Here is a 21,209-nt window from a genome sequence, read left to right on the forward strand (position 1 = left end):
ACTAGTCGTCCGGTATGAATTTAAGCTTTTGCCCTTTTGATGTAGGTCTTAAAGAACAGCGGCGTCGTCAGTGCAGTCAGCATCGAGACCACTATGACGCTGGCGAAGAGGACCTGGTCTATCAGGCCCGTCGTGAGGCCGAAGGTGAGTATGGCCAGCTCCAGGCTTCCCCTTCCGCCCATTCCGATTCCCACGAGGATTGAGTCCTTCCAGCCGAGGTCGAAGAGCCTGCTCCCCAGACCGCAGCCGAGGAGCTTTCCGAGGACGGCGGCTATGTAGAGGGCCGCTATGAGGGCCAGGCTTATGCTCGCCAGCGGCGGGTTGAACATCAGGCCTACGTAGATAAAGAACAGCGGTATGAAGAACTCGGTGAGGACCACCTGGAGGTCTTCGATCAGCTCGTTCAGTTTTATCCTCGTGACCACGAGCGGGTCCTTCCTCTCGCGGAGTCTGCTTATCGTGAGTCCCGCCAGGTAAGCGCCGATTATCTGGTTCAGGCCGACCTTCTCAGCTATGATGGCGAGGGCGAAGGTGAGGATGAGCGTGAAGGTGAAGAAGACGTTCAGGTTCCGGACGATCGAGTAGAACCACTTCGCCCTCTTGAAGACGTACTCCGAGATGAGAAGTGTGGCAGCTATGAAGGCGAATATCTTGACGGTCAGGATTCCGAAGGAGAGGGCATCCAGGCTTCCACCGGCCATCGCGGTTATGATGCCTATCAGGTAGACGGCCATTATGTCGTCGGCGAATGCCGCGCCCATGAGGATCGATGAGACCTCCCTCTTAACGCGCTCCTTAACGAGGATCCCGCTCGTGACCTCTATCGCGGTATTTCCAAGGGTTATTCCCACGAAGATGGCTGCCGTTGTTCCCTTGCCGAAGTACTCGACTGTTAGGAACCCCAGGATGAACGAGGCGGCAACTCCCAGGCTGGCCACGACGATGGCCTTCTTGGTATTCTGAGCTATCGCCGAGAAGTTGCTGGTGAGTCCCATGTAGAGCATCATCATTATCAGGCCGAACCTTGCCAGAACGCCCAGCTCTTCGGTTGGCTCTATGAGGCCCAGGACGAAGGGACCGAGGAGTATTCCCGTCAGCACGTGGGCTATTATCGGGTGTATCTCGACCTTTTCGAAGAGCCACTCGATGCTCTTCGCAACCACCAGGAGAATTGCCAGGGCCAGCAGGAAGTCCACGTCATCCCCTCCTCGCGAGTAGAGCCCCTATCACCCAGAGCGCCATGAGAATTATCGCCAGTATCATGGCTATTCCTGCGGCACCCCTGCTCGTTCCGAAGACTATCGGTATCGGTCCTATCATTATAACCCCGCCGCTCTCCACCTCACCTTCGCCGCCGAGGGCCGAGATGGCGGTTCCAATAAAGACTAGCAAGAATCCGAGCATTATCATTCCCATGCCCGTCATTATGAGCAGGCTTCCCTTGTCCATACGTTGGAGACTTTCCCGTCATCTTTTAAAACTTAACCCAAAGGATTTAAATCCCGGGGAGGGATTCTCTAATATGCTCGTGCTCGTTGACCTCGACGATACCCTGTGCAACACGTGGGAGGCCGGGAAGTATACGATACTCCGTCTCATACCCTTTCTGCTGAAACGGAGGAAGTTTAAGGCTTTCTTCTACATACTCACCGCCCGCTACCGCGAGCTGGAGCAGTCGCGTGAGTTCCACATGATGGACCTGGATAAAATCGTGGAGAACCTCCTGGAGAAGGTCTACGCCAAAATCTCTCCCAAGGAGCTTGAGGAGATGCAGGAGCTCATAGACAGGGTGTTCTTCTCTAACCTTCGGCTCTTCCCGGACGCGGTGCCTTTCCTTGAGGCGCTGAAACGCATGGGTGCCAAGGTGGTCCTCGTGACAGACTCCTCGACCCGGTGGCAGAGAAAGAAGCTCGAATACCTTGGCATAAAGGACTACTTCGACGCCCTCATAATAAGCGGCGAGACCGGCCACAGCAAGCTCGACCCCCACAACTTCCGCCTGGCCAGGCGGCTCTTTCCGCACGAGGACGAGGTTTATATGGTGGGCGACCGGGACGATACCGACATGAGGGGCGGGAAGGAGATAGGCGCGACCACGATACTCGTTGGCAGGGGATACTTCAAGGGGAGGCGCCCCAAGCACGCGGACTACGTGGTAAGGAACCTTATAGAGGCGCTGGAGGTGATAAGGAATGAGCATGAAAAGCGAGCTGAAGCGTAAGTCCCTCCACCTCACAGGCCTGCTGGTTCCGGTCTCTTACCTGCTCTTCGGGCGGGACCTCACGCTCACGTTCATTGGCCTGGCGTTCTTCATCTTCGTTGTGCTCGAACCCTTCAGGATAATCGAGGAGCTGAGGGACAACATAAAGAGGAGGCTCAAGATATACGTGGACAACGACGTCATGGAGCGCATGGAGGTTCTCGAGAAGCAGATCGACGAGATAACCAGGAGCCACGAGCGCTATCGCGTGGCGGCGCACATATACTTTGCCGCGGCGGCCTTCATAGTGGTCTACTTTTTCCCAGCCGAGATAGCCATCGGCGCCATCACTGTCGCCACGGTGGGGGATGCCCTGGCAGCTATAATCGGGAAATCCCTGGGCAGGCACCGATTCAGCAACGGAAAGAGCCTCGAGGGGAGTCTTGCCTACTTCATCTCCGGCGTGCTCATCTTGTACCCCCTGGTCGGTCCCCTTCTGGCGGTTATAGGCTCGTTAACAGGGGCACTGGTTGAGCTCTACGGTTTGCCCCCAGGATCAAATCCCACCAACCAGCTGGACGATAACTTCTCCAATCAGCTGGCGATAGCGGTAGCACTGTACCTTGCGGGCTTTATTCCCGTTTAACTTTTTAAGTAGTCACTTCGAGTGATATCAAGAAAAAGGTTTATATGCTTTTCTTTCCATATCACTGCTAGTGATAACAGGGGTGGTTGCCATGGTGAACTTCATATTTGGGATCCATAACCATCAGCCTCTCGGTAACTTCGGCTGGGTCTTGGAGAGCGCCTACGAGCGCTCCTACCGGCCGTTCATGGAGATACTTGAAGAATACCCGAACATGAAGGTCGCGGTTCACATAAGCGGTCCCCTCCTTGAGTGGTTGGATGAAAACCGACCGGAGTACATTGACCTTCTCCGCTCCCTCGTGAGGAAGGGACAGCTTGAGATAGTCGTCGCCGGCTTTTATGAACCTGTTCTGGCGGCGATTCCGAAGGAAGACAGGATAGAGCAGATTAAGCTCCTCAAGGACTTCGCCAAGAAGCTCGGCTACGATTCAAAGGGCGTCTGGCTAACCGAGCGCGTGTGGCAGCCGGAGCTCGTAAAGAGCCTCCGCCAGGCGGGCATAGAGTACGTGATCGTTGACGATTACCACTTCATGAGTGCCGGGCTGAGCAAGGAAGAGCTCTTCTGGCCGTACTACACGGAGGACGGGGGGGAGGTTATAGCGGTCTTCCCGATAGACGAGAAGCTGCGCTACCTCATTCCCTTCCGTCCCGTTGAGAAAACGATAGAGTACCTTCACTCCCTGGAGGACGGCGATGAGAGCAAGGTTGCCGTTTTCCACGACGACGGCGAGAAGTTCGGCGTCTGGCCGGGCACCTACGAGTGGGTCTATGAGAAGGGCTGGCTCAGGGAGTTCTTCGACCGGATTTCAAGCGATGAGGGGATAGACCTCACCCTTTACTCCGAGTACCTCTCAAGGTTCAAGCCACGGGGCATAGTCTACCTTCCGATAGCTTCCTACTTCGAGATGAGCGAGTGGTCTCTGCCGGCAGCGCAGGCAAAGCTCTTCGTCGAGTTCGTCGAAAAACTCAAGGAGCAGGGCCAGTTTGAGAGGTACCGCGTCTTCGTCAGGGGCGGCATCTGGAAGAACTTTTTCCTCAAGTACCCGGAGAGCAACTACATGCACAAGCGCATGCTCATGGTGAGCAAGCTGGTGAGGGAAAATCCAGAGGCCAGGCGCTTTCTCTTCAGGGCCCAGTGCAACGACGCCTACTGGCACGGCGTCTTCGGCGGCGTCTACCTCCCCCACCTCAGGAGGGCCGTCTGGGAGAACCTCATAAAGGCGAACAGCCACGTGAAGATTGGAACCTTCGTTAGGGACATAGACTTCGACGGACGGGACGAGGTCTTTCTGGAGAACGAAAGCTTCTACGCCGTTTTCAAGCCCGCCTACGGTGGAGCGCTCTTCGAGCTCAGCTCAAAGAAGAGAGCCCTCAACTACAACGACGTTCTCGCGAGGCGCTGGGAGCACTACCACGAGGTTCCCGAGGCGGCCACTCCAGAGGAAGGCGGTGACGAGGGCGTTGCAAGCATACACGAGCTGGGCAAGAGAATCCCCGACGAGATAAAGCGTGAAATGGCCTACGATGACCACTTGAGGGCAATCCTCCAAGACCACTTCCTACATCCCGAGACTACTCTCGATGGGTATCGCCTTGCGAGGTACCTCGAGATGGGCGACTTCGTGAAGGGGGCCTATGACTACGGCACATTTGATGGGGGCATCACCCTCTGGCGCAATGGTAGCGTTTCAGGGGGGCCTGCCCGGGTTGAGAAGTCCTTCAGGCTGGGTGAGGATGGCTTCGCGGTGGACTATACGGTAAAGAGTGATGTCAAGGCACTGTTCGGCGTTGAGCTTAACTTGGCCGTCCACAGTGTCATGGAAGAGCCAGGGGAGTTCGAGGCGGAAAGCTTTGAGGTGAACGACCCCTACGGCATCGGAAGGGTAGGGATAGAGCTTGACAGAAAGGCAAAGGTCTGGAAGTACCCGATAAAGACCCTCAGTCAGAGCGAGGCCGGCTGGGACTTCGTCCAGCAGGGCGTCAGCTACACGGTGCTGTTCCCGGTGGAGGGGGAGCTGAGGTTCAGGCTCTTCTTCCTGGAGCTCTGACTTTCCAACTTTCAAATTTTCTTGACTTCCAAAATTGTTTTAAACCCTTTTTACGAACTTGGGTGGGGGATCGTGGTGATAGAGGACGCCGCTAAAAACGCCGTCATTGGACAGATCATCCTCATGTTCTCCGCCCTATTGGGGGTTGTTTTTGGGTTCTTTCTGTGGCTCTTTGGCTTCGGGATGTTCCTCCTCGGTATGAGCGGTTTCTCGGACGTCTTTGGGGAGCCCAGGATATTCCGCTTCTCCCTCCTGGCGGGTGGTTTGGGCCTTTTCTCCGGGATTCTGCTTCTGAGCGGCCTGCTTAAGGCCGGCCTCGTGGTTCTGGGAATGACGTACCTCTTCGAGATAGCCGCCAACTACCTCCTCTACGTCGAATCGGGGGTTCCTGCTGTTATATGGGGCTACGTTCTGATGCTCATCGGCGTGCCGCTTCTCGCCGTTGGAATCGGGGCGCTCCTCATAATAGCCGGGAGGATAATGGTGATCTACGGCTACCACTCAATCCCCGAGATCTACAGGATAAAGAGAAAAGCCCGGGAGCACGTGGGGCTGGGCTGAGGACATTATTCCTGTAACTTTTGTCCCTCCCCACTTATCTTAAACTCCACCGGCTCCTCCAGCCCCCAGAACCGGCAGAACGAGCACACCTCTCCGCTCGATGGCATTCCGCATATCCTGCACTCCCTCAGCTCCGTTTCCTGGAGCTCGGCCTCGAAAAGCTTCTTTTTTCTTAGGTAACCCTTGACGAAGTTGATTTTGGTGCCTGGTCTCTTTTCCTCCATCTCGTTGAGTATGCCCTTGTACTCGATGGTCGGTGCCCCAACGGCGTGGGGGCATTCCTCGATGTGGTACTCTATGTCGTTCGCCAGGGCGTAGGCGACGACCTCCCTCTCGGTCAGCTCGTAGAGTGGCTTTATCTTCTTCACGAGCTTCCCGTTGAACTGCGCTGGAGTTATCGGCCCCTGCTTGGCGAGGTACTGCGTGTTCCAGTTCATCAGGTTGGCGAAGATGAAGCTCGCCTCGTCGTCGAGGTTGTGCCCTGTGGCGACGGCATCGAAGCCGTTGTCGTAGGCGAACTTGTTGAAGATGTAGCGCTTGGTCAGCCCGCAGTAGGAGCAGGTCGGTCTTCTCGTCCTCACCTCGCCGATGCCCCTTCCGAGGAGTTCCCTGACGCGGACGATGTGGAGGGGAACGCCGAGCTTCTCGCACTGCCTTTTGGCGTACTCCTCGCTCTTCTCGGAGTACTCGCCTATCCCCAGGTTTATGTGAAGGCACTCGATGTCGTAGCCGAGCTTCTTGAGGACGTGGGCGGTGACGGCCGAGTCCTTTCCCCCGCTCACAACGACCAGAATCCTCTCACCGGGCTTTATGAGCTTGTAGCGCTCTATTGTCCGCTTTACCTTCCTCTCGAAGTACTCTGTGAAGTGCTCCGGACAGAGGTACATCCTTGGATAGTGGAGCTTGATGAAGGCCGGCCTCTCGCAGAACTTGCATCTCATCGGCATCTTGGTCACCGGGTTAAAACGGGAGAGTTCGTTATATTAATTTAACCTTGCAGATTCCGTCTACACGGGTTCTAGGCTTGCCCCCTCGTTATCCTCGGGTGATTTAACTATCACCGTCTTTCCGTCGTCATCGGTCCTTATTACGCGTATGAAAGCCTCCTCTAGGAGCGCCACGTACCTTCTGTCCGCGAGGTCGGTGTTTACAAAGTAGAAGGTTTTTCTCGTGGGGTTGCCTATGAAAGCCACCCCCAGGTTGGCGAGGCTTATGATGAAGCGGGGGTTGTTGTTCTGGAGGGGAATGAGCTTCTCTGGGTTCATAACCACGCTGACGGTTCCGGGGTTCTTTGAGTAGTATCCATTGGCCCAGTTGGAGAAGCGACTCAGGAAAATGCCTGGGTCCTTGTGGGGGTCAACCTCGAAGAGCACCTCCCCCCATTCGGAGATTCCTCCGGCCTTTATCCTCTTTATGTGCTGGGGAACGGTAAATCCGGCCAACCTGAGCCACCTGATAACAGGCATGCTCGAGTCTAGGATGTCTATCAAAAGCACCCTCTCCCAGCCGTACGAGTTTCCTATTGCGTAGAACAGCCGGGGATAGGGAGATAACGAAGTATGCTCTATGAGGACGTTTTCGCCCTGCCCAATCCTGCTCAGATACTCAGAGAACCGCATATCCCACCCCTCCGGGGGATTTCAGGAGTTTGGCATCCTTCCCCACTACCTGGATTACGTAGTCAGAATCCTGTTCAAGCCCTTTTTTCAGGTATTCGGACGCTATGTCAACGTTCAGGAAAAGAAAGCTTATCCTTTCCTCGACCGGGAGGTAGAGTCTTGTTATCTTCTCGAAATACCTCTCAAGCTTCGGCGGGTCCGACATGAACGTGAAGGAGAACCTCTCCATCCCTAGGACGATTGTGTGGTTCCTGCTCTCCAGGGGGACCTCCTTGGCGAACTTGGCGTAGATGGCTAGGTGGTGGTCGAAATCCTCTATAACGTCCACGTTCCCCACGACGTTTCCAACCTTGACCGTTCCCTTCTCCTTTATCACGGGGACGTTCTCTATGGGGAGCTCAACGCCCTGAAACCGCAGGTTCTGGATAAAAACGTGGAGGGCATCGCCTATGTCGACTATCAGGGGAGTTATTCCCTGATTAATCCATTCCATGAATATCTCCGCCATGGCCCTCTCGGGATGATCCGTCGAGGAGTACTCAACGAGCACTATACCCTCCTTTATCCTTGGAAGCTGTCTCAATAGGCTCGTCATGGTATCATCTCACGTCTAATCTATTGCACTTCGACTAAATATACTTTTGCCAAGAAAATGGAAATATTTGAGGTTTTTATGGTTTGAGGTCTTCAATCTTTGCCTTCCAGTTGTCAGGCCTTCTGAATTCTTTCTCCGTGTAGAGGCCCTCCTTTTTGAGTATTCCCCTCGCCGCGAGCAGACCTGTAGCGGCGGCGTTCACGATGTCCCTGCTCAGGCCAGCGCCGTCTCCCGCCGCGAAGATGTTCTCAATGCTCGTCTCGAGATCCTCGTTCACCTCGACCTTCATGGCGTAGTACTTGATTTCCGGTGCGTAGAGCAGCGTATGGTCGCTCGCGACACCGGGCAGAACTCTGTCGAGCTTCTCAAGGCCCTCCAGAATGTTGGTGACGACGCGGTGGGGCAGGGCCATTGCTATGTCCCCGGGAGTAACGTGCTTCAGCGTCGGCTCGACGTCGCTCCTCCTTATCCTCTGCCAGGTGCTCCTCCTTCCGCGCCTCAGGTCGCCGAGCCTCTGGAGTATGGGCTTTCCGCCCCCTATCGTCGTCGCCAGCTGGGCTATGCTCCTGCCGTAGGCGGTGGTATCCTCAACCGGCTCGGTCAACTCTATCCTCGTGAGGAATGCGAAGTTCGTGTTGTTGCTCTTCTTCTCGTGCATGGAGTGACCGTTAACGCCAACGTAGCCGTCGTAGCGCTCTTCAACGACGAAGCCATTGGGGTTCGTACAGAAGGTTCTCACGAAGTCGTCATAGGTGTTTGTGTATATGTGGAACTTGGGGTCGTGGTTTATGCTCGTTATCGGATCCATGATTATCGCCGGCACCTCAACGCGAACGCCGACGTCAATAGGCCCGTGCCTGGCCTTAAGGCCTATCCTCTGGGCGACCCCGTGGAACCAGTCGGCCCCGCCGCGGCCGGGTGAAACTATCGTGTACCTGGTTTTTATCTCAAAAACGTCCTTTCCGCGCTTTACCCTCACCCAGCCCTTTCCGAATTCCAGAGCCTTGGTCCAGAGGAGGAACTCCACGCCCCGGCTTTCGAGGTGCTTTTTTATGTCTGCTATGACTTCGGGCGTCCTGTCGGAGCCGATGTGGCGCTGGATTATGGGTATGAACTTAACGCCTGCCTGGGCCGCTTTCTGCTCCCAGTACCTGACTTCCTCCGGGTTGCCCTTGAAGAGGTTTCTCGGCGCTTTGTGGTTCAGGAATATTTGGTCCACTTCCCACACCAGCTGCCACGCGTAGTTCTCGTCACCGGTAAGCTCGCTCAGGTCGCCGCCTATGTCTGGGCGGAGGTTTATCGTGCCGTCGCTGAGACCGCCGGCACCTCCCACGCCGCTCATGATGTGGCAGGGCTGACAACCGATGCAGTAACCCAGATCGTACATCGGACAGATTCTCTGCTCGATGTCTCCGCCCTCGTCAACTATCAGAACCTTAAAATCGCCCCTTTCGACCAGCTCGTAGGCCGCAAAAAGACCCGCCGGGCCGGCACCGATTATGACGACATCGTAGGTTTTTCCAGAAACCATATTTCCCTTGCCGATGTTTATGGGCAATGCCTTAAAAACTTTTTGGCAAATTTTTGGTTAATATGGCCTATTTATGCTCATTTGTTTAACATGATTTTGATTATTATTTTCCCGAAACCTTTAAACAGAATTGAGTAATAAAATCCTTAGTGGGAGCATGATGAGTGACAAATCGAAGAGCGCGAAGGCCAAGAAGATAAAGATAATCCACAGCAAGCGCAGAATGCTCCAGTTGAAGCGAAAGGAGGAGATGAGTCACAACATCCGCTACATCTCGAAGGTTCCGGTTAGGATAGTCATGGACAGGGAGTTCCTCACCTTGCATCCCGAGGACTCGATATCGAAGCTGGTGCAGAACCTCAGGGATGAGGAAAGCTCTGCCGTTGTCGTTGACGAGGAAGGCCGGCTCATGGGATTCATCACAATGAAGGACCTTCTCCACTTCTTCGAGCCGCCGAGGAGGTACTCAATCGTTGGAATAGGTCTTCTCAAGAAGTACTCGATAAGCCATGCCTCTCGCGTTGGGGACATAATGGTCCGCAAGCCCATAACCATTCACGTTGAGGATGACCTCGGACGGGCGATAAAGATAATGATTGAGACGGGAAAGCACCATCTTCCTGTTATTGACGAGAACGGCCACGTTCACGGCGTTCTGGAGGTCAAGGACATAATCCGCCTCATCCGCATAGTCTCGGCTTGAGTTGCTCAAAACTAACGCGGGATGATAATCATGGACGTCTTCCTGGAGCTGGCGCTGATACTCATAGTTGCGAAGCTGTTCGGCTACCTCACCCTGCGATTGGGCTTTCCAGCCGCCCTCGGCCAGCTCATCGGCGGGATTATCATAGGCCCTTCTCTGCTGGGTGTGGTAACGTACGATGAGGGAGTGAAGCTTGTTGCCGAGCTTGGAGTCGTCATGCTGCTCTTTCTGGCTGGCTTGGAGACCGATATTGACGAGTTCAAGAACGTTGGTATCTCCGCGTTCATAGTGGCAATTCTCGGTGTCATGATACCATTCATCCTCGGCTACGTTGGCGCTTTAGCCTGGGGCTATTCGGACATTCAGGCGCTCTTCCTCGGAGGAATCCTCACCGCCACGAGCGTCGGCCTCACGACGAGCATACTGATGGAGATGAAGAAGCTGAGGAGCCGCGTGGGAACGACGATTCTCGCCGCGGCGGTCGTTGATGACGTTCTCGGCATCATAATCCTAACTGTCCTCGTCGCCATGAACACCAAGGGGAGCGTCTATCCGATCGACGTCCTCATAATCCTCGGCGAGGTCACGCTGTTCTTTCTCCTCGGGCTCCTCCTCGGCAGTCCCGCCGTAAAGGAAGCCCTCCGCGTGTCGGAGAGGATAAACCTACCCGAGACTATAACGGCCTTCGCGATAGCCATAATGCTGATCTTCGCCTACATCGCCGAGCAGTTCCAGCTGGCGGGCATAACCGGCGCTTATCTGGCGGGCCTCCTTATAGCGGGAAGTGCCGAGGCCAGAGAGGTTACGGGCAAGACTCTGACCATCGGGTACTCCCTCTTCATTCCCGTTTTCCTCGTCAGCATAGGCGTCGAGACCGACATCCACGTTCTGGCCCACATCGGGGCGTTCGCTGGGCTCTACGCGTTTCTGGCGATAGTCGGAAAGATAGTTGGCTGCGGCATCGGTGGGCTGCTGACCAAGTTCAAGGGTAGGGAAGCCATCCAGATCGGTGTGGGAATGGTCCCGAGGATGGAGGTCGCTCTCATCATGGCCAACATCGCCCTCCGCGAGGGCGTCTTCGACAGGGGGACGTTTTCCATACCCGTAAGCATGGTGATAATAACAACGCTTGTAACTCCATTCTTCCTCAAATGGGCGTTTTCGAGGGAGTGATATGGAGATACTACTCCTGATGGCCCTGATGCTTGCAACGGCGAAACTGGTCGGATACATATTCGAGCGCATCGGTCAGCCCGTGGTTCTCGGCCAGATATTCGGGGGGCTCATTATAGGCATATTCTTTGACACCAACCCGATCATCGGGCAGTTCGCTAACCTCGGCGTTCTGTTGCTCCTCTTCATAGCGGGCCTCGAGAGCGAGCTGGAGGAGTTCAAGCGCGTTGGGCGTCAGAGCATGGTTGTGGCAGGCATCGGGGTTCTGATGGCTTTCATCTTCGGATTCTCCGTTGCCTACTTTTTCGTCCCCCTTCACGAGGCCGTCCTCTACGGCGCCATGATGACCCCGACGAGCGTCAGCATAACGGTGAAGGTGCTCATGGAACTGAGGAGGCTGAACACCCGGGAGGGGACGACGATTCTCGCCGCCGCTGTGGTTGACGACGTTCTTGGAATCCTAATCTTAACCGTGGCCATCTCGATGATAAAGGGTGGGGAGGTCAACTACGCGAGCCTCGCGGAGGTTCTTATTTCCGTTTCCTTCCTTCTCTTCTTCTTCCTGTACTTTGGACCTAGCCTTGCGGACAGGGCGTTCAAGCTGATCTCCCGCATTGACCTCCCGGAGGCGGAGACGGCATTCGCCCTCGTCTTTCTGATAGCCTTCGCCTACCTCGCCGAGCACCTGAACCTCGCCTCAATCCTTGGAGCCTACCTGACCGGTCTCGCCCTCGGCCAGAGCACCAAAAAGAAGGGCATAATGGATCACATGAACGTCCTCGGTTACTCGCTCTTCATACCGCTCTTCTTCGTTGAGGTGGGGATGAGGATTGAGCTGGGCTACATACTTCACGCCGGCCTCTTCGCAGTCCTGTACACCGTGGCGGCGATAACGAGCAAAATCCTCGGATGCGGCGCCGGTGCCAGGATGGTCGGCTTCGACTGGAACTCCTCCCTCAAGATTGGCGTTGGAATGGTGCCCCGCCTGGGTGTGGAGCTCGCCATGCTCGCCGTCGCCATGGCCAGCGGGATAATAGGGCCGGATGCGCTCACCGTGGCAATTCTCATGGTCTTCGTGACGACTGTAATAACGCCGCCGCTCCTCAAGTGGCTCTACTCCAGATGAGATGCACACTTTAGGGCATAGCTTTATAAAACCCTCACCGCAGTGGCGAACATGAGCGAGGCACTCTCTATACTCAGTTCGGCGCTGTTCATGCTCATCATGATAGACCCGAGCGACAAGATACTCCTGATCAGCCTCCTCCGCGAGGACTTTCACATAGAGGACATAAGGACCCTCATCGTGAGGGCGAACCTCATAGGCTTTCTCCTGCTCTTCCTGTTCGCCGTCTCGGGCCAGATAATCCTTCAAGAGGTATTCCACATAGACATCAACGCCCTCCGCGTCGCCGGTGGCTTTGTGCTCTTCAAGATAGGTCTCGAAGCCCTCGAGAGCGGAGGCATGATGACCCTCAAAAAGGAGAAGAATATACTCGCGCTGGCCGCGGTTCCGGTGGCGACGCCGCTGATAGCGGGTCCGGCCGCGATAACGACCGCGATAACCCTGACGGCAGAGAAGGGCCTCTACCACGCCACAGCCGCGATATTTATCGCCATACTGCTGACGGCCCTCGTGATGTTCGTCACGCTGTACGTCATCAAGAACGTGAGCAAGACCACCCTCGGCGTGTTCATCAGGATAATAGGTATGTTCACGATGGCGATCGGTGCCCAGATGATGGTGCAGGGTGTCGTTGGAATATATCTGCTCATGACATCCGCTGGATAAACGTCAAAGTTTCATGGGCTAACCTTTTAACCCCTTCCGCTTTTCCCAGGGAAAGGAGGGTTGGGAATGAAGGTCAGACTTGAGAAGGTTAAGGGAACGCGAGACTTGCTCCCGGAGGAGATGGCCAAGAGGAGATGGGTTTTCGAGAGAATCCGCGAGGTTTTCGAGCGCTATAACTTTCATGAGGTTCTCACCCCGACCTTTGAGTATACAACGCTCTTCCAACTGAGGAGCGGTGAAGAGGTCGTCGAGCAGCTCTACGCCTTCGACGACAAGGGCGGCAGGAACCTCTCGCTCCGCCCGGATATGACGTCGAGCGTGGCCCGTCTCTACGTCAACTCCTTCCAGAACGCCCCCAAGCCGATAAAGTGGTACTACACCGCCAACATGTTCAGGTATGAGGAACCACAGAGCGGCCGCTATAGGGAGTTCTGGCAGGCTGGGGTGGAGCTCCTCGGAAGCGATAAGGTGGAGGCCGATGCAGAGGTTATAGCCCTGTTCGTGGAAAGCTACCTTGCAACCGGCCTTGAAGACTTCACCGTCAACATAGGCGACCGCGTTCTGCTCGACGAGTTCGCCAAGATGCTCGGCGTCGAGGACGACGTTGGTCTCATGAGGCTCATAGACAAGAAGGACAAGATGAGCCGCGAGGACTTCATCGCCGCTCTGAGCGATTTTGGACTTGACGAGGAGGGAATCGAGAAGGTTCTCTCGCTTATCGAGATCAAGGGGAAGCCGGACGAGGTTCTTCCAAAGGCTGAGGAGCTTTTCACGAGCGAGGAGGCAAAGGCGGAAATCAAAAGGCTCTACGGGCTGATTGAGCTCCTCGACGCCTACGGCGTTAAAGAGAAAATCCTCATAGACCTCGGCATAGCGAGGGGCTTCGATTACTACACGAGCATAGTCTTCGAGGCCATAGCCCCCAACGACCTTGGCATTGGGTCGATAGGCGGCGGTGGGAGGTACGACAACCTCATAGAGGTCTTTGGAGGCAAGCCAACACCCGCGACAGGCTTTGCCATAGGCATCGAGAGGCTGATTCCAATCCTCGAGTGGAAGGGCCTCATTCCGAAGCCGAAGCTGAGACCGGACGTTTACGTGATTCCGATTGGAAAGGAGCCGGAGCTCAAAAGGGCCGCCATAGGGATAACCTCCTCCCTCAGAAGGGCCGGGGTCAAGGCCGATTACGAGCTGACCGGAAGGAAGCTGAGGAAGGCCCTCGACTACGCAGGAAAACTCGGCGTCCCGTACGTCGTCCTCGTTGGAAAGAGAGACCTCGCGGAGGGCAAAGTAACAATAAGAGACATGGAGAGCGGTGAGCAGAGGGCAGTAGGAAAGGAGAGGGTCGTTGAGGTTCTCTCCGAGCTGTTGAGAGCCTGACTACCTCTTCACCTCTACCCTGAACTCCCTCGCCTTCTTTTTCATCCTCCACTCCTCGAAGCGACGGACGAAGGGACAGCGGGAGCGCCACTTCAGGTAAGCTTTTCTCAGGGATTCGAGCATTTTTTGCACCCGTTGGGTTTCTGAATGGGACTTTAAATCCTTAGCGGATGCTCTCGAAGTATTCGATGAGTCTCTCAGCCAGCTCCTCCGAGGCAATCATCAGGCTGACCTCGTGGTTCCAGTATAGTGCACTCTCGCTCCAGTTGTGGCTCCCGAGGAAGACCAGCCTTCCGTCGATTACGATAACCTTCGCGTGGAGAGTCGTTTCGGGGGAGTCAAAGGAAACGTCGACGCCGTGAGAGCGCAGGTAGCTGTACGCCTCTTCGTTGCTCTCTATACCGTCTTCCAGCAGTACGTGGACGTCCACACCTCTGTTCTTTGCGGCAACGAGTGCCCGTATGAGATCATTCGCCCAATCAAAACTGTCGTCCGGGTCGTATTTCATGGAGAACATCATGACGTATATGCTGTCGCTTGCCTCTTCTATCGCTCTCAGGACTTCATCGTAGTACTCGCGATCCGTGAGAAGCTTGAACTCTGCTCCGTTTCTCGATTCGTTATCCAGCGCCAGCTGAAGCAGACAGGACGCGTACTTGGCTTTTATGTCTGCAAGTTCCGCCTCTCTCTCGCTTAGAGTCCGGTTCAAGTCGGATAGTCGTTCGGAGCATTCCGACAGGGTTTTGTTCAGCTCTTCGAGGGTCGTCTTGTTTTCCACCGTTACCGTCTGCGTGTAAGTCTCGGTCACGGTCCTGGTTGTGGTCTCCGTTAGCGCGATGGTGTGGTTCTGGGTGTGGGTGACTGCCGTTTGGGTTCCACCGAGGCAGCCCGCGGATAGAACCAGGAAAACAATGAGCAACACAATCCGCTTCATGGCCTCCACAAAAGCAAAAAGAGGAGGGGAATCTTAAAAATTTAATGCCACGTCACGACCCTGTGGGTGACCCTTCCGGCGATGGCGTCCTTCAAAGCCCGCTCCATTATCTCTAGACCCTTTTCAGCGAGCTCCTCGGTTATCACAAGGGGCGGCGTTATCCTGACCACGTTTCCGAACATGCCGTAGCTGGGCAGGATGAGACCGAGTTCGAAGGCGCGCCAGCACACCTTCCCGGTCAGCTCCGGGTCCGGCTTTCCGTCGGGTTTGACTATCTCCGCCCCTATCATCAAACCCTTTCCGCGAACGTCTCCGATTACCTCGTATTCCTCCTGCATCTCCCGCAGGCGTTTCTGAATGAACCCCCCGACGCGCAGGGCGTTTTGGAGGAGGTTCTCCTCCTCGATTATCCTCAGCGTCGCATATGCAGCTGCCGAGATCACCGGGTTCGCGGCGGGGGTTAGGAGCGCGGAGCCGCTCGTCAGGCCTTTCATCAGCTCTCCTTTCCCAATAACACCGCTCAGCCCCATGCCGCTGGCGACGCCCTTGCCGAACGCTAGGAGATCCGGCTCAACGCCGAACCATTCGCTGGCGAACCACTTCCCTGTCCGCCCCATCCCGGTCTGCACCTCATCCATCGCCAGGAGTATTCCATGCTCGTCGAGGAGCTTTTTGAGCTCGACGAAGAAGTTCTCCGGCGGAACAACTATTCCCCCATCGCCCTGGATGGGCTCGGCTATGAGGACGGCGGCCTCGTCGGGGGGGAGCACGTGGGCGAAGATGTAGCCCTCGAGGTAGTCGAGGAAGCGGTTTATCAGTTCGTCCGGCTCGTCGTAGCCGTTTATCCCCCAAACGTTCCTGTACGGGTTCGGATATGGTACCCACACGACGTTGGGAATCAGAGGGGACAGACCGCGCTTCTGGGAGCTCTGGAAGGCTGCTATTGAAGTGGCGCCGTAGGTCTGACCGTGGTAGGCGCCGATGAACGCTATCATCCAGGGCCTTCTCGTGGCGAACCTCGCCACCTGCATGGTCAAGTCCATCGCGTCGCTCCCGCTCATGCCGAAGAGTATCAGCGGCTCTTCCACGGGGGCTTTCTCCGCGAGTATCTCGGCGACCTCTATGGCCCTCTTGCTGTAGGTGTAGCCTATCATCGAGTGCTGTATCTTCTCCACCTGCTCCTGGACCTCCCTCACGAGCTTAGGATGCGCATAGCCGGTCGAGGCGGCCGCGGCGCCGGCGAGGAAGTCTATGAAGACGTTTCCGTCAACGTCCTCTATCAGCGCACCGTATCCCCTCTCCGGAACCACCGGGAAAAGCTTGACCCCCAGGCCGGGCGAGATAACCCTCCCTTCTCTTTCGATGAGCTCCTTCGCTTTTGGTCCTGGAGGCTTAACCACGATTTTTGGATACTCAGAAGTCATTTTCATCGCCTCAAAGAGCTAAAAAGTTGAAAAAAACGAAAGGTCACGGATTGGCCGCGACGAACTCGTCCGTCTTCTTCCTGACGTACCAGGAGAGAACGAGCAGACCTATCAGGTTCGGTATTGCCATGAGTCCGTTCATCATGTCCGAGAAGTTCCAAACGGTTTCCAGCTTGGTCACGGCGCCGATGTAAATGAAGACGACGAAGAGCAGGTTGTAGATGAGGTGCAACTTTGGATAGAGCTTGGCGAATTTCTCCGGGTCCTGCTCGAGCCACTTGGCGAGGTACATGACGTTCTGCCTGCCGTAGAAGGACCAGGCGAGTATCGTCGAGTAGGCGAAGAGGACGATGCCTATTGCGACCATTATCTCGCCAGCATGGCCGAAGGCAGCCGCGAAGGCCGCCTGGGTGAGCGGCGCACCGTTGAGCTCGGGGTTGAGGTAGGCCTCCGTGACGACTATCGAGACACCGGTGAGGGTACAGATGATCAGGGTGTCGATGAACGGACCGAGCATTGCGACGTGGGCCTGCCTTGAGGGGTGGTCGGTCTTAGCTGCCGCATGGGCGAGCGTTGCCGTACCGAGACCTGCCTCGTTGGAGAACAGACCCCTCTTGACACCCCAGAGGATGACCTGACCGATCGCACCGCCGGCCACGGCCTTTCCGGTGAAGGCGTCGTTGATGATAAGGGCGATAGCACTCGGGAGCTTTCCTGCGAACTTTATCCAGACGCCTATGGCGAAGAGGAAGTATACTATTGCCATGAACGGCACGAGCATCTCTGCGACTTCACCGATCCTCTTGATACCGCCTATGACGACTATGAAGGTCAGGACAGCCAGGGCTAGTCCCGTGGCCCACATCGGGATGTTGAAGGCCGTCCTCAGTGCATCGGCAACGGAGTTCGACTGGGTCATGTTACCTATTCCGAAGGCCGCTATGGATGCGAAGAGTGCGAACAGTATCGCCAGCACCTTTCCAAGCGTTGGGTAGGCGTCGTCTTTGAGCAGGAAGAGGCCGAGGATACCGAAGAGTATCGCGACTATTATTGCCCCTATCTGGGTGGCGCCGGCCAGCTTGGTGGCGTCGTAGCCAACGAAGAGTGCGAAGAGCAGGGTGAAGATCGCCGCTATGTACTTGCCGGTCTTTGGTATGTTCTCCATGGCAAAGCCCTTTTCGAGGAAGTTGAAGGTTCCTCCTATCATGGTTCCGTCTGGAAGGGTGTCCCTGAAGGCAACTCCAAGGAGTCCCTCAGAGTACCTCGTGGCCATTCCCACGAGTGCGGTTATCCACATCCAGAACAGGGCTCCGGGGCCACCGAAGTGGATTGCCGTTGCGACACCGGCTATGTTTCCGATACCGACGGTTCCTGAGATAGTTGCCATCAACGCCTGGAACGGGGTGATGTCACCCTTGCCGGTCTTCTTCCTGCCCTCGAAGAGGGTGAACTTGATGGACCAGCCCAAGCGCCTGAACTGTATAACTTTCAGAAACACTGTCAGGAGAATGCCGGTGCCCAACAGCAACACTATCATGGGTATGCCCCAGACTTCCCCATCGAGCCAGTTTATAAAGTCCACGATGGCGCTCATTTTCAACACCTCTCAGGCCAAACATGGGGGTTGATGGTATCCTACCGCGTATACTGCACATAACGTTACTGGCCAGTACATCTATGTGCTTTATCCTTTTAAAGTTTGACTTTGAGGTTGATAAAAGAAAAGTTTTTCACTTTTGAAAAAAATTCGCAGGGCAAAGGCTTATGAGCTTGGGCGCGTTACTGGTAGGGGATGATGAGTCTGGAGCCCCCTGAGTGGTGATGACGTTTCGCGGGGCTGACCGAGATGATACGAGAGCGCCTCTGCCGGGAATACCTGGAGGAAATCGAGCGCCTTGAACGCTCCATCAGGGAGCTGGAGGACGAGATAACGGAGCTCCGCATGCAGCTCAACCTGAAGGTGGACGAGGCCAACCGTCTGGCGATAGAGAACGCGAGTTTGAGGCACAAGCTGGAGATGCAGCGGCGCACCTACAATCGGATGGTCGAGCTGCTGAAGAAGATAAAATTCCCGATAATAATACTGAACGATGAGGAGATCGACGAGGAGTGATACTCTTTTACCCACGTGTGTTCTTGATTGACACCACTGTAAATCGTTGAAGTAAATACAAAGTTTTGTCAGATTGAAAGTAACATTGTTCAGTAACACGGTTACGGTGTTGTTGTTTCTATAAGATTTCATAGGCATACATCATTTTTCGGCAAACTTTGTTATGTTTTCTACAACATTAACGTTTTCCTCGGCATGTAAGAACTTGAAAAAGGTTCGAATAGTTACAAGATACGCAAAGCTTAAATAACATGACAAATTAGTCTAGATAGCGTTAACAATAACATGCCACAATCTGTTTTTGTATAATCCACTTGATTCAAATGTCTTCGATTGCATCTGTGGGGGTGTGTTTGGTATGCGGCGGTCGAAAGTTGAGATAATAGCCGATATCCTCCGCTCCACCAACGGCACCGGTGCCACTAAAACCCAGATCGTCTACAGGGCCAACCTGAACTTCAAGCTTGCGACGGGATACATCAGGTACCTTCTGAAGAAGGGCTATCTCGTGGAGGTCGTCGAAAACAACAGGAGGGTCTACAAAGCCACCGACAAGGGGCAGGCCTTCCTAAGGGAGTTCTTCACGATAGCCCGCGAGCTGGATGATATACTCAGTATAGAAAACGCCGTTTAGGCTCCAATCAGTTCTCAAATCACCTGAACTCTGTTCCGTAACATTGTTCCGTAACTTCACTCCGGAAAAGCGTTTCTTCTTGCTTAAATACTGGAAGGGCAATATTTACTAAGGGCCCTGGTACGAAGGGGGCCCTTCCGGAGGTGTTCGGAAATGAAGATGTTGGCAAGTTTGGTTTTGGTAGGGATTGTTCTGTTTGGCATTGGAGCAGGAACCTGGGCGCAGTTCACCGACACCGAGACAAGTACTGACAACTACATTGCAGCTGGAACCCTTGATTTGGTAGTGGGTGGAGAGAACCCATTATCCACGAGCCTCAACTACACGGACGAGTTTGGCTATGTGTACCCAGGTTGGGAAGACTCTACTTGGTTCTACGTTAAAAACGATGGAAGTATAGACGGTAAGCTATACCTCGATATAAGTTATAGTGACTCACCAGGATTGACCCCAGAGCCAGAGCAGGAATACTATGCCGAACATGGGGGTAGTGATGTAGGAGAACTCTCTCAATATCTCTATGTTGAGATATACTACAGCGACGACACGAACTTTGATGCTTCCAAGCTCGTCTGGAATGGCTATGTTAGCGAATGGCCTGGAGAGAAGGAGCTTGGGGAGCTACCAGCAGGGGAGATTAGGTACATCAAAGTTAAGGCTTCAATAGACAGCGACGTCGGGAACATAATCCAGGGAGACAGCCTTACCGTTAACGTCACCTTCACTCTAAAGCAGGACACTTGATTCCATTTAGTTCTTTACAGGGGTGACCAGCGATGCGGAGCATTGCAGTAACTTTCCTCCTCATCGGCCTGCTGGTTGCAGGGATGGGCTACGGTACATGGGCAGTCTATCACGACGAAGAGACCAGTACGGGAAACTACGTGCAGGCTGGAACTCTTGACTTGGTATTGACTGATAATACATCCTCCGCTGATGGACAATGGAACATTTGGGGGGGTTACCCAGGACAACCAGGATTGACTCAGGGAGATGGGGAAATACGTATCTACAACGTTGGAACCATTCCGGCAGGAAACGTCAGGATATGGTTCACCTTTGAGTGCCACGAGGACGACAATGGGAATCCAAACGATGGCTACAACCCTGGTCCTGAGTCTGACACGAATCTTACTGGGGTCGGATCGTGGCTCAAAGAAATAAAAGTTACTGAGATGAGATATAGTGAAAACAACGGCAGACCAAATATTAACATAGTGTATGACAATGGGAACTCTTGGGACAGTACGTATATACAGGATTTAGACGGTGATGACAGAATAACACTTTACGACCTCTCCCTTCAGGAGATTACTGGGTTATATGCTCCATACCCTAACGGCAATCCCGATAGCAACTCCGGATATACAGCATTTGAAATGAGCTTTAGGATCATTGACACAGGATCAGAGCAGAACTATTGGCAGGGTGATGTCTGCATAATGACAGTCCATGTGAAACTGGAGCAGGAAACATAAACACACAAGAGGAAATAGTACACGAGGTCTGAGGCCGATGAGGTCGCTCTCCATTATCTTTCTTTTTGTTCTCATGGGCTTCCTGCTCTACAGTTCCCTGATGATGGGGGCTAGTCAGAGCGCTCCGCTTGAGTCTCCCCTCGCGGGGGAGAATCGAAACCTGATGAACGCGCAGGGGGCGAACTCAAGGCTCAGCATCCCGAACTTCACCGTGTCGAACTCCTCAAGGATAGTGGCGCTGGCCGAGCGTCTCACGGTGAAGGAAATAAACTACGAAGAGATGCTCGGTGCGATAGAGCTCGCGGCAAAGCTGAGTCTCTTGGCGGTGGCACTTGCGATGTTCCTGTCCCTGGTCTCGACACTGGTGGTGAGATGA

The 21,209-nt window shown here is 54.6% G+C and carries 24 protein-coding genes; 14 read left to right on the forward strand and 10 right to left on the reverse strand.

Annotated features, from left to right (window positions below; translation table 11 throughout):
* Positions 1 to 20: 20 nt before the first annotated feature.
* On the reverse strand, positions 21 to 1,196 hold the full coding sequence (locus tag A3L10_RS08955; protein WP_088867288.1) for a cation:proton antiporter: 1,176 nt from the start codon (positions 1,194 to 1,196) through the stop codon (positions 21 to 23).
* A 1-nt stretch (position 1,197) separates the two neighbouring features.
* Entirely contained in the window at positions 1,198 to 1,449 is a 252-nt protein-coding gene (locus tag A3L10_RS08960) for a TIGR00304 family membrane protein (RefSeq protein WP_088181385.1), read from the reverse strand.
* 73 nt (positions 1,450 to 1,522) lie between these two features.
* Between A3L10_RS08960 and A3L10_RS08965 the strand changes: the two genes are divergently transcribed.
* From A3L10_RS08965 to A3L10_RS08980, 4 genes are all read left to right on the forward strand, one after another.
* Complete coding sequence (locus A3L10_RS08965) at positions 1,523 to 2,221, forward strand: HAD family hydrolase (RefSeq protein ID WP_088867289.1); 699 nt, start codon at positions 1,523 to 1,525, stop codon at positions 2,219 to 2,221.
* A complete protein-coding gene (locus A3L10_RS08970; protein ID WP_088867290.1) occupies positions 2,193 to 2,846 on the forward strand; it encodes a diacylglycerol/polyprenol kinase family protein in 654 nt (217 codons plus the stop codon). The genes A3L10_RS08965 and A3L10_RS08970 overlap by 29 nt, the downstream gene beginning before the upstream one ends.
* A gap of 91 nt (positions 2,847 to 2,937) precedes the next feature.
* On the forward strand, positions 2,938 to 4,896 hold the full coding sequence (locus tag A3L10_RS08975) for an alpha-amylase/4-alpha-glucanotransferase domain-containing protein (RefSeq protein WP_088867291.1): 1,959 nt from the start codon (positions 2,938 to 2,940) through the stop codon (positions 4,894 to 4,896).
* A 75-nt stretch (positions 4,897 to 4,971) separates the two neighbouring features.
* Positions 4,972 to 5,457 (forward strand): hypothetical protein, encoded by a 486-nt coding sequence (locus A3L10_RS08980; RefSeq protein WP_157726925.1) that lies wholly within the window; start codon positions 4,972 to 4,974, stop codon positions 5,455 to 5,457.
* A gap of 5 nt (positions 5,458 to 5,462) precedes the next feature.
* Here A3L10_RS08980 and ttuA read toward each other — a convergent pair whose 3' ends face one another.
* From ttuA to A3L10_RS09000, 4 genes are all read right to left on the reverse strand, one after another.
* Positions 5,463 to 6,398, reverse strand: coding sequence for a tRNA-5-methyluridine(54) 2-sulfurtransferase (ttuA, locus tag A3L10_RS08985; RefSeq protein ID WP_088867572.1), 936 nt, complete (start codon positions 6,396 to 6,398; stop codon positions 5,463 to 5,465).
* A gap of 66 nt (positions 6,399 to 6,464) precedes the next feature.
* The gene (locus tag A3L10_RS08990; protein WP_088867293.1) at positions 6,465 to 7,076 is read right to left on the reverse strand and encodes a DUF257 family protein; all 612 of its coding nucleotides are present in this window, start codon (positions 7,074 to 7,076) and stop codon (positions 6,465 to 6,467) included.
* A complete protein-coding gene (locus A3L10_RS08995; RefSeq protein ID WP_088867294.1) occupies positions 7,063 to 7,671 on the reverse strand; it encodes a DUF257 family protein in 609 nt (202 codons plus the stop codon). The genes A3L10_RS08990 and A3L10_RS08995 overlap by 14 nt, the downstream gene beginning before the upstream one ends.
* 76 nt (positions 7,672 to 7,747) lie before the next feature.
* Positions 7,748 to 9,202, reverse strand: a complete 1,455-nt coding sequence (locus tag A3L10_RS09000; protein WP_088867295.1) for an NAD(P)/FAD-dependent oxidoreductase — start codon at positions 9,200 to 9,202, stop codon at positions 7,748 to 7,750.
* Between the two features lie 157 nt (positions 9,203 to 9,359).
* Here A3L10_RS09000 and A3L10_RS09005 point away from each other — a divergent pair, with 157 nt between their 5' ends.
* The 5 genes from A3L10_RS09005 (at position 9,360) to hisS (ending at position 14,250) form a co-directional block, all read left to right on the forward strand.
* On the forward strand, positions 9,360 to 9,905 hold the full coding sequence (locus A3L10_RS09005) for a CBS domain-containing protein (RefSeq protein ID WP_394335101.1): 546 nt from the start codon (positions 9,360 to 9,362) through the stop codon (positions 9,903 to 9,905).
* 30 nt (positions 9,906 to 9,935) lie between these two features.
* On the forward strand, positions 9,936 to 11,078 hold the full coding sequence (locus A3L10_RS09010; RefSeq protein WP_088867296.1) for a cation:proton antiporter: 1,143 nt from the start codon (positions 9,936 to 9,938) through the stop codon (positions 11,076 to 11,078).
* A gap of 1 nt (position 11,079) precedes the next feature.
* Positions 11,080 to 12,204: a cation:proton antiporter gene (locus A3L10_RS09015; protein ID WP_088867297.1), complete on the forward strand. Its 1,125-nt coding sequence runs from the start codon at positions 11,080 to 11,082 to the stop codon at positions 12,202 to 12,204.
* Between the two features lie 51 nt (positions 12,205 to 12,255).
* Positions 12,256 to 12,870, forward strand: coding sequence for a MarC family protein (locus A3L10_RS09020; protein ID WP_088867298.1), 615 nt, complete (start codon positions 12,256 to 12,258; stop codon positions 12,868 to 12,870).
* Between the two features lie 66 nt (positions 12,871 to 12,936).
* Positions 12,937 to 14,250 (forward strand): histidine--tRNA ligase, encoded by a 1,314-nt coding sequence (gene hisS / locus A3L10_RS09025; protein ID WP_088867299.1) that lies wholly within the window; start codon positions 12,937 to 12,939, stop codon positions 14,248 to 14,250.
* On the opposite strand, the gene A3L10_RS10395 is transcribed toward hisS, so the two are convergent.
* Genes A3L10_RS10395 through A3L10_RS09040 form a run of 4 tightly spaced genes read right to left on the reverse strand, consistent with a single transcriptional unit; the run spans position 14,251 to position 18,202 of the window.
* Entirely contained in the window at positions 14,251 to 14,373 is a 123-nt protein-coding gene (locus tag A3L10_RS10395; protein ID WP_257789363.1) for a hypothetical protein, read from the reverse strand.
* Between the two features lie 40 nt (positions 14,374 to 14,413).
* Complete coding sequence (locus A3L10_RS09030) at positions 14,414 to 15,172, reverse strand: phospholipase D-like domain-containing protein (protein WP_232461030.1); 759 nt, start codon at positions 15,170 to 15,172, stop codon at positions 14,414 to 14,416.
* Between the two features lie 53 nt (positions 15,173 to 15,225).
* A complete protein-coding gene (locus A3L10_RS09035) occupies positions 15,226 to 16,608 on the reverse strand; it encodes an acetyl ornithine aminotransferase family protein (RefSeq protein WP_088867301.1) in 1,383 nt (460 codons plus the stop codon).
* Positions 16,609 to 16,651: 43 nt separating this feature from the next.
* The gene (locus A3L10_RS09040) at positions 16,652 to 18,202 is read right to left on the reverse strand and encodes an alanine/glycine:cation symporter family protein (RefSeq protein ID WP_088867302.1); all 1,551 of its coding nucleotides are present in this window, start codon (positions 18,200 to 18,202) and stop codon (positions 16,652 to 16,654) included.
* Between the two features lie 252 nt (positions 18,203 to 18,454).
* Between A3L10_RS09040 and A3L10_RS09045 the strand changes: the two genes are divergently transcribed.
* From A3L10_RS09045 to A3L10_RS09065, 5 genes are all read left to right on the forward strand, one after another.
* Complete coding sequence (locus A3L10_RS09045) at positions 18,455 to 18,721, forward strand: hypothetical protein (protein WP_088867303.1); 267 nt, start codon at positions 18,455 to 18,457, stop codon at positions 18,719 to 18,721.
* A 358-nt stretch (positions 18,722 to 19,079) separates the two neighbouring features.
* Positions 19,080 to 19,355: a winged helix-turn-helix domain-containing protein gene (locus tag A3L10_RS09050; RefSeq protein ID WP_088867304.1), complete on the forward strand. Its 276-nt coding sequence runs from the start codon at positions 19,080 to 19,082 to the stop codon at positions 19,353 to 19,355.
* Positions 19,356 to 19,508: 153 nt separating this feature from the next.
* The gene (locus tag A3L10_RS09055) at positions 19,509 to 20,099 is read left to right on the forward strand and encodes a TasA family protein (protein ID WP_088867305.1); all 591 of its coding nucleotides are present in this window, start codon (positions 19,509 to 19,511) and stop codon (positions 20,097 to 20,099) included.
* A 32-nt stretch (positions 20,100 to 20,131) separates the two neighbouring features.
* Positions 20,132 to 20,833, forward strand: a complete 702-nt coding sequence (locus tag A3L10_RS09060; protein WP_088867306.1) for a SipW-dependent-type signal peptide-containing protein — start codon at positions 20,132 to 20,134, stop codon at positions 20,831 to 20,833.
* A 37-nt stretch (positions 20,834 to 20,870) separates the two neighbouring features.
* Positions 20,871 to 21,209 (forward strand): hypothetical protein, encoded by a 339-nt coding sequence (locus A3L10_RS09065; RefSeq protein WP_088867307.1) that lies wholly within the window; start codon positions 20,871 to 20,873, stop codon positions 21,207 to 21,209.

Source organism: Thermococcus radiotolerans (assembly GCF_002214565.1).
Lineage (GTDB): Archaea > Methanobacteriota_B > Thermococci > Thermococcales > Thermococcaceae > Thermococcus > Thermococcus radiotolerans.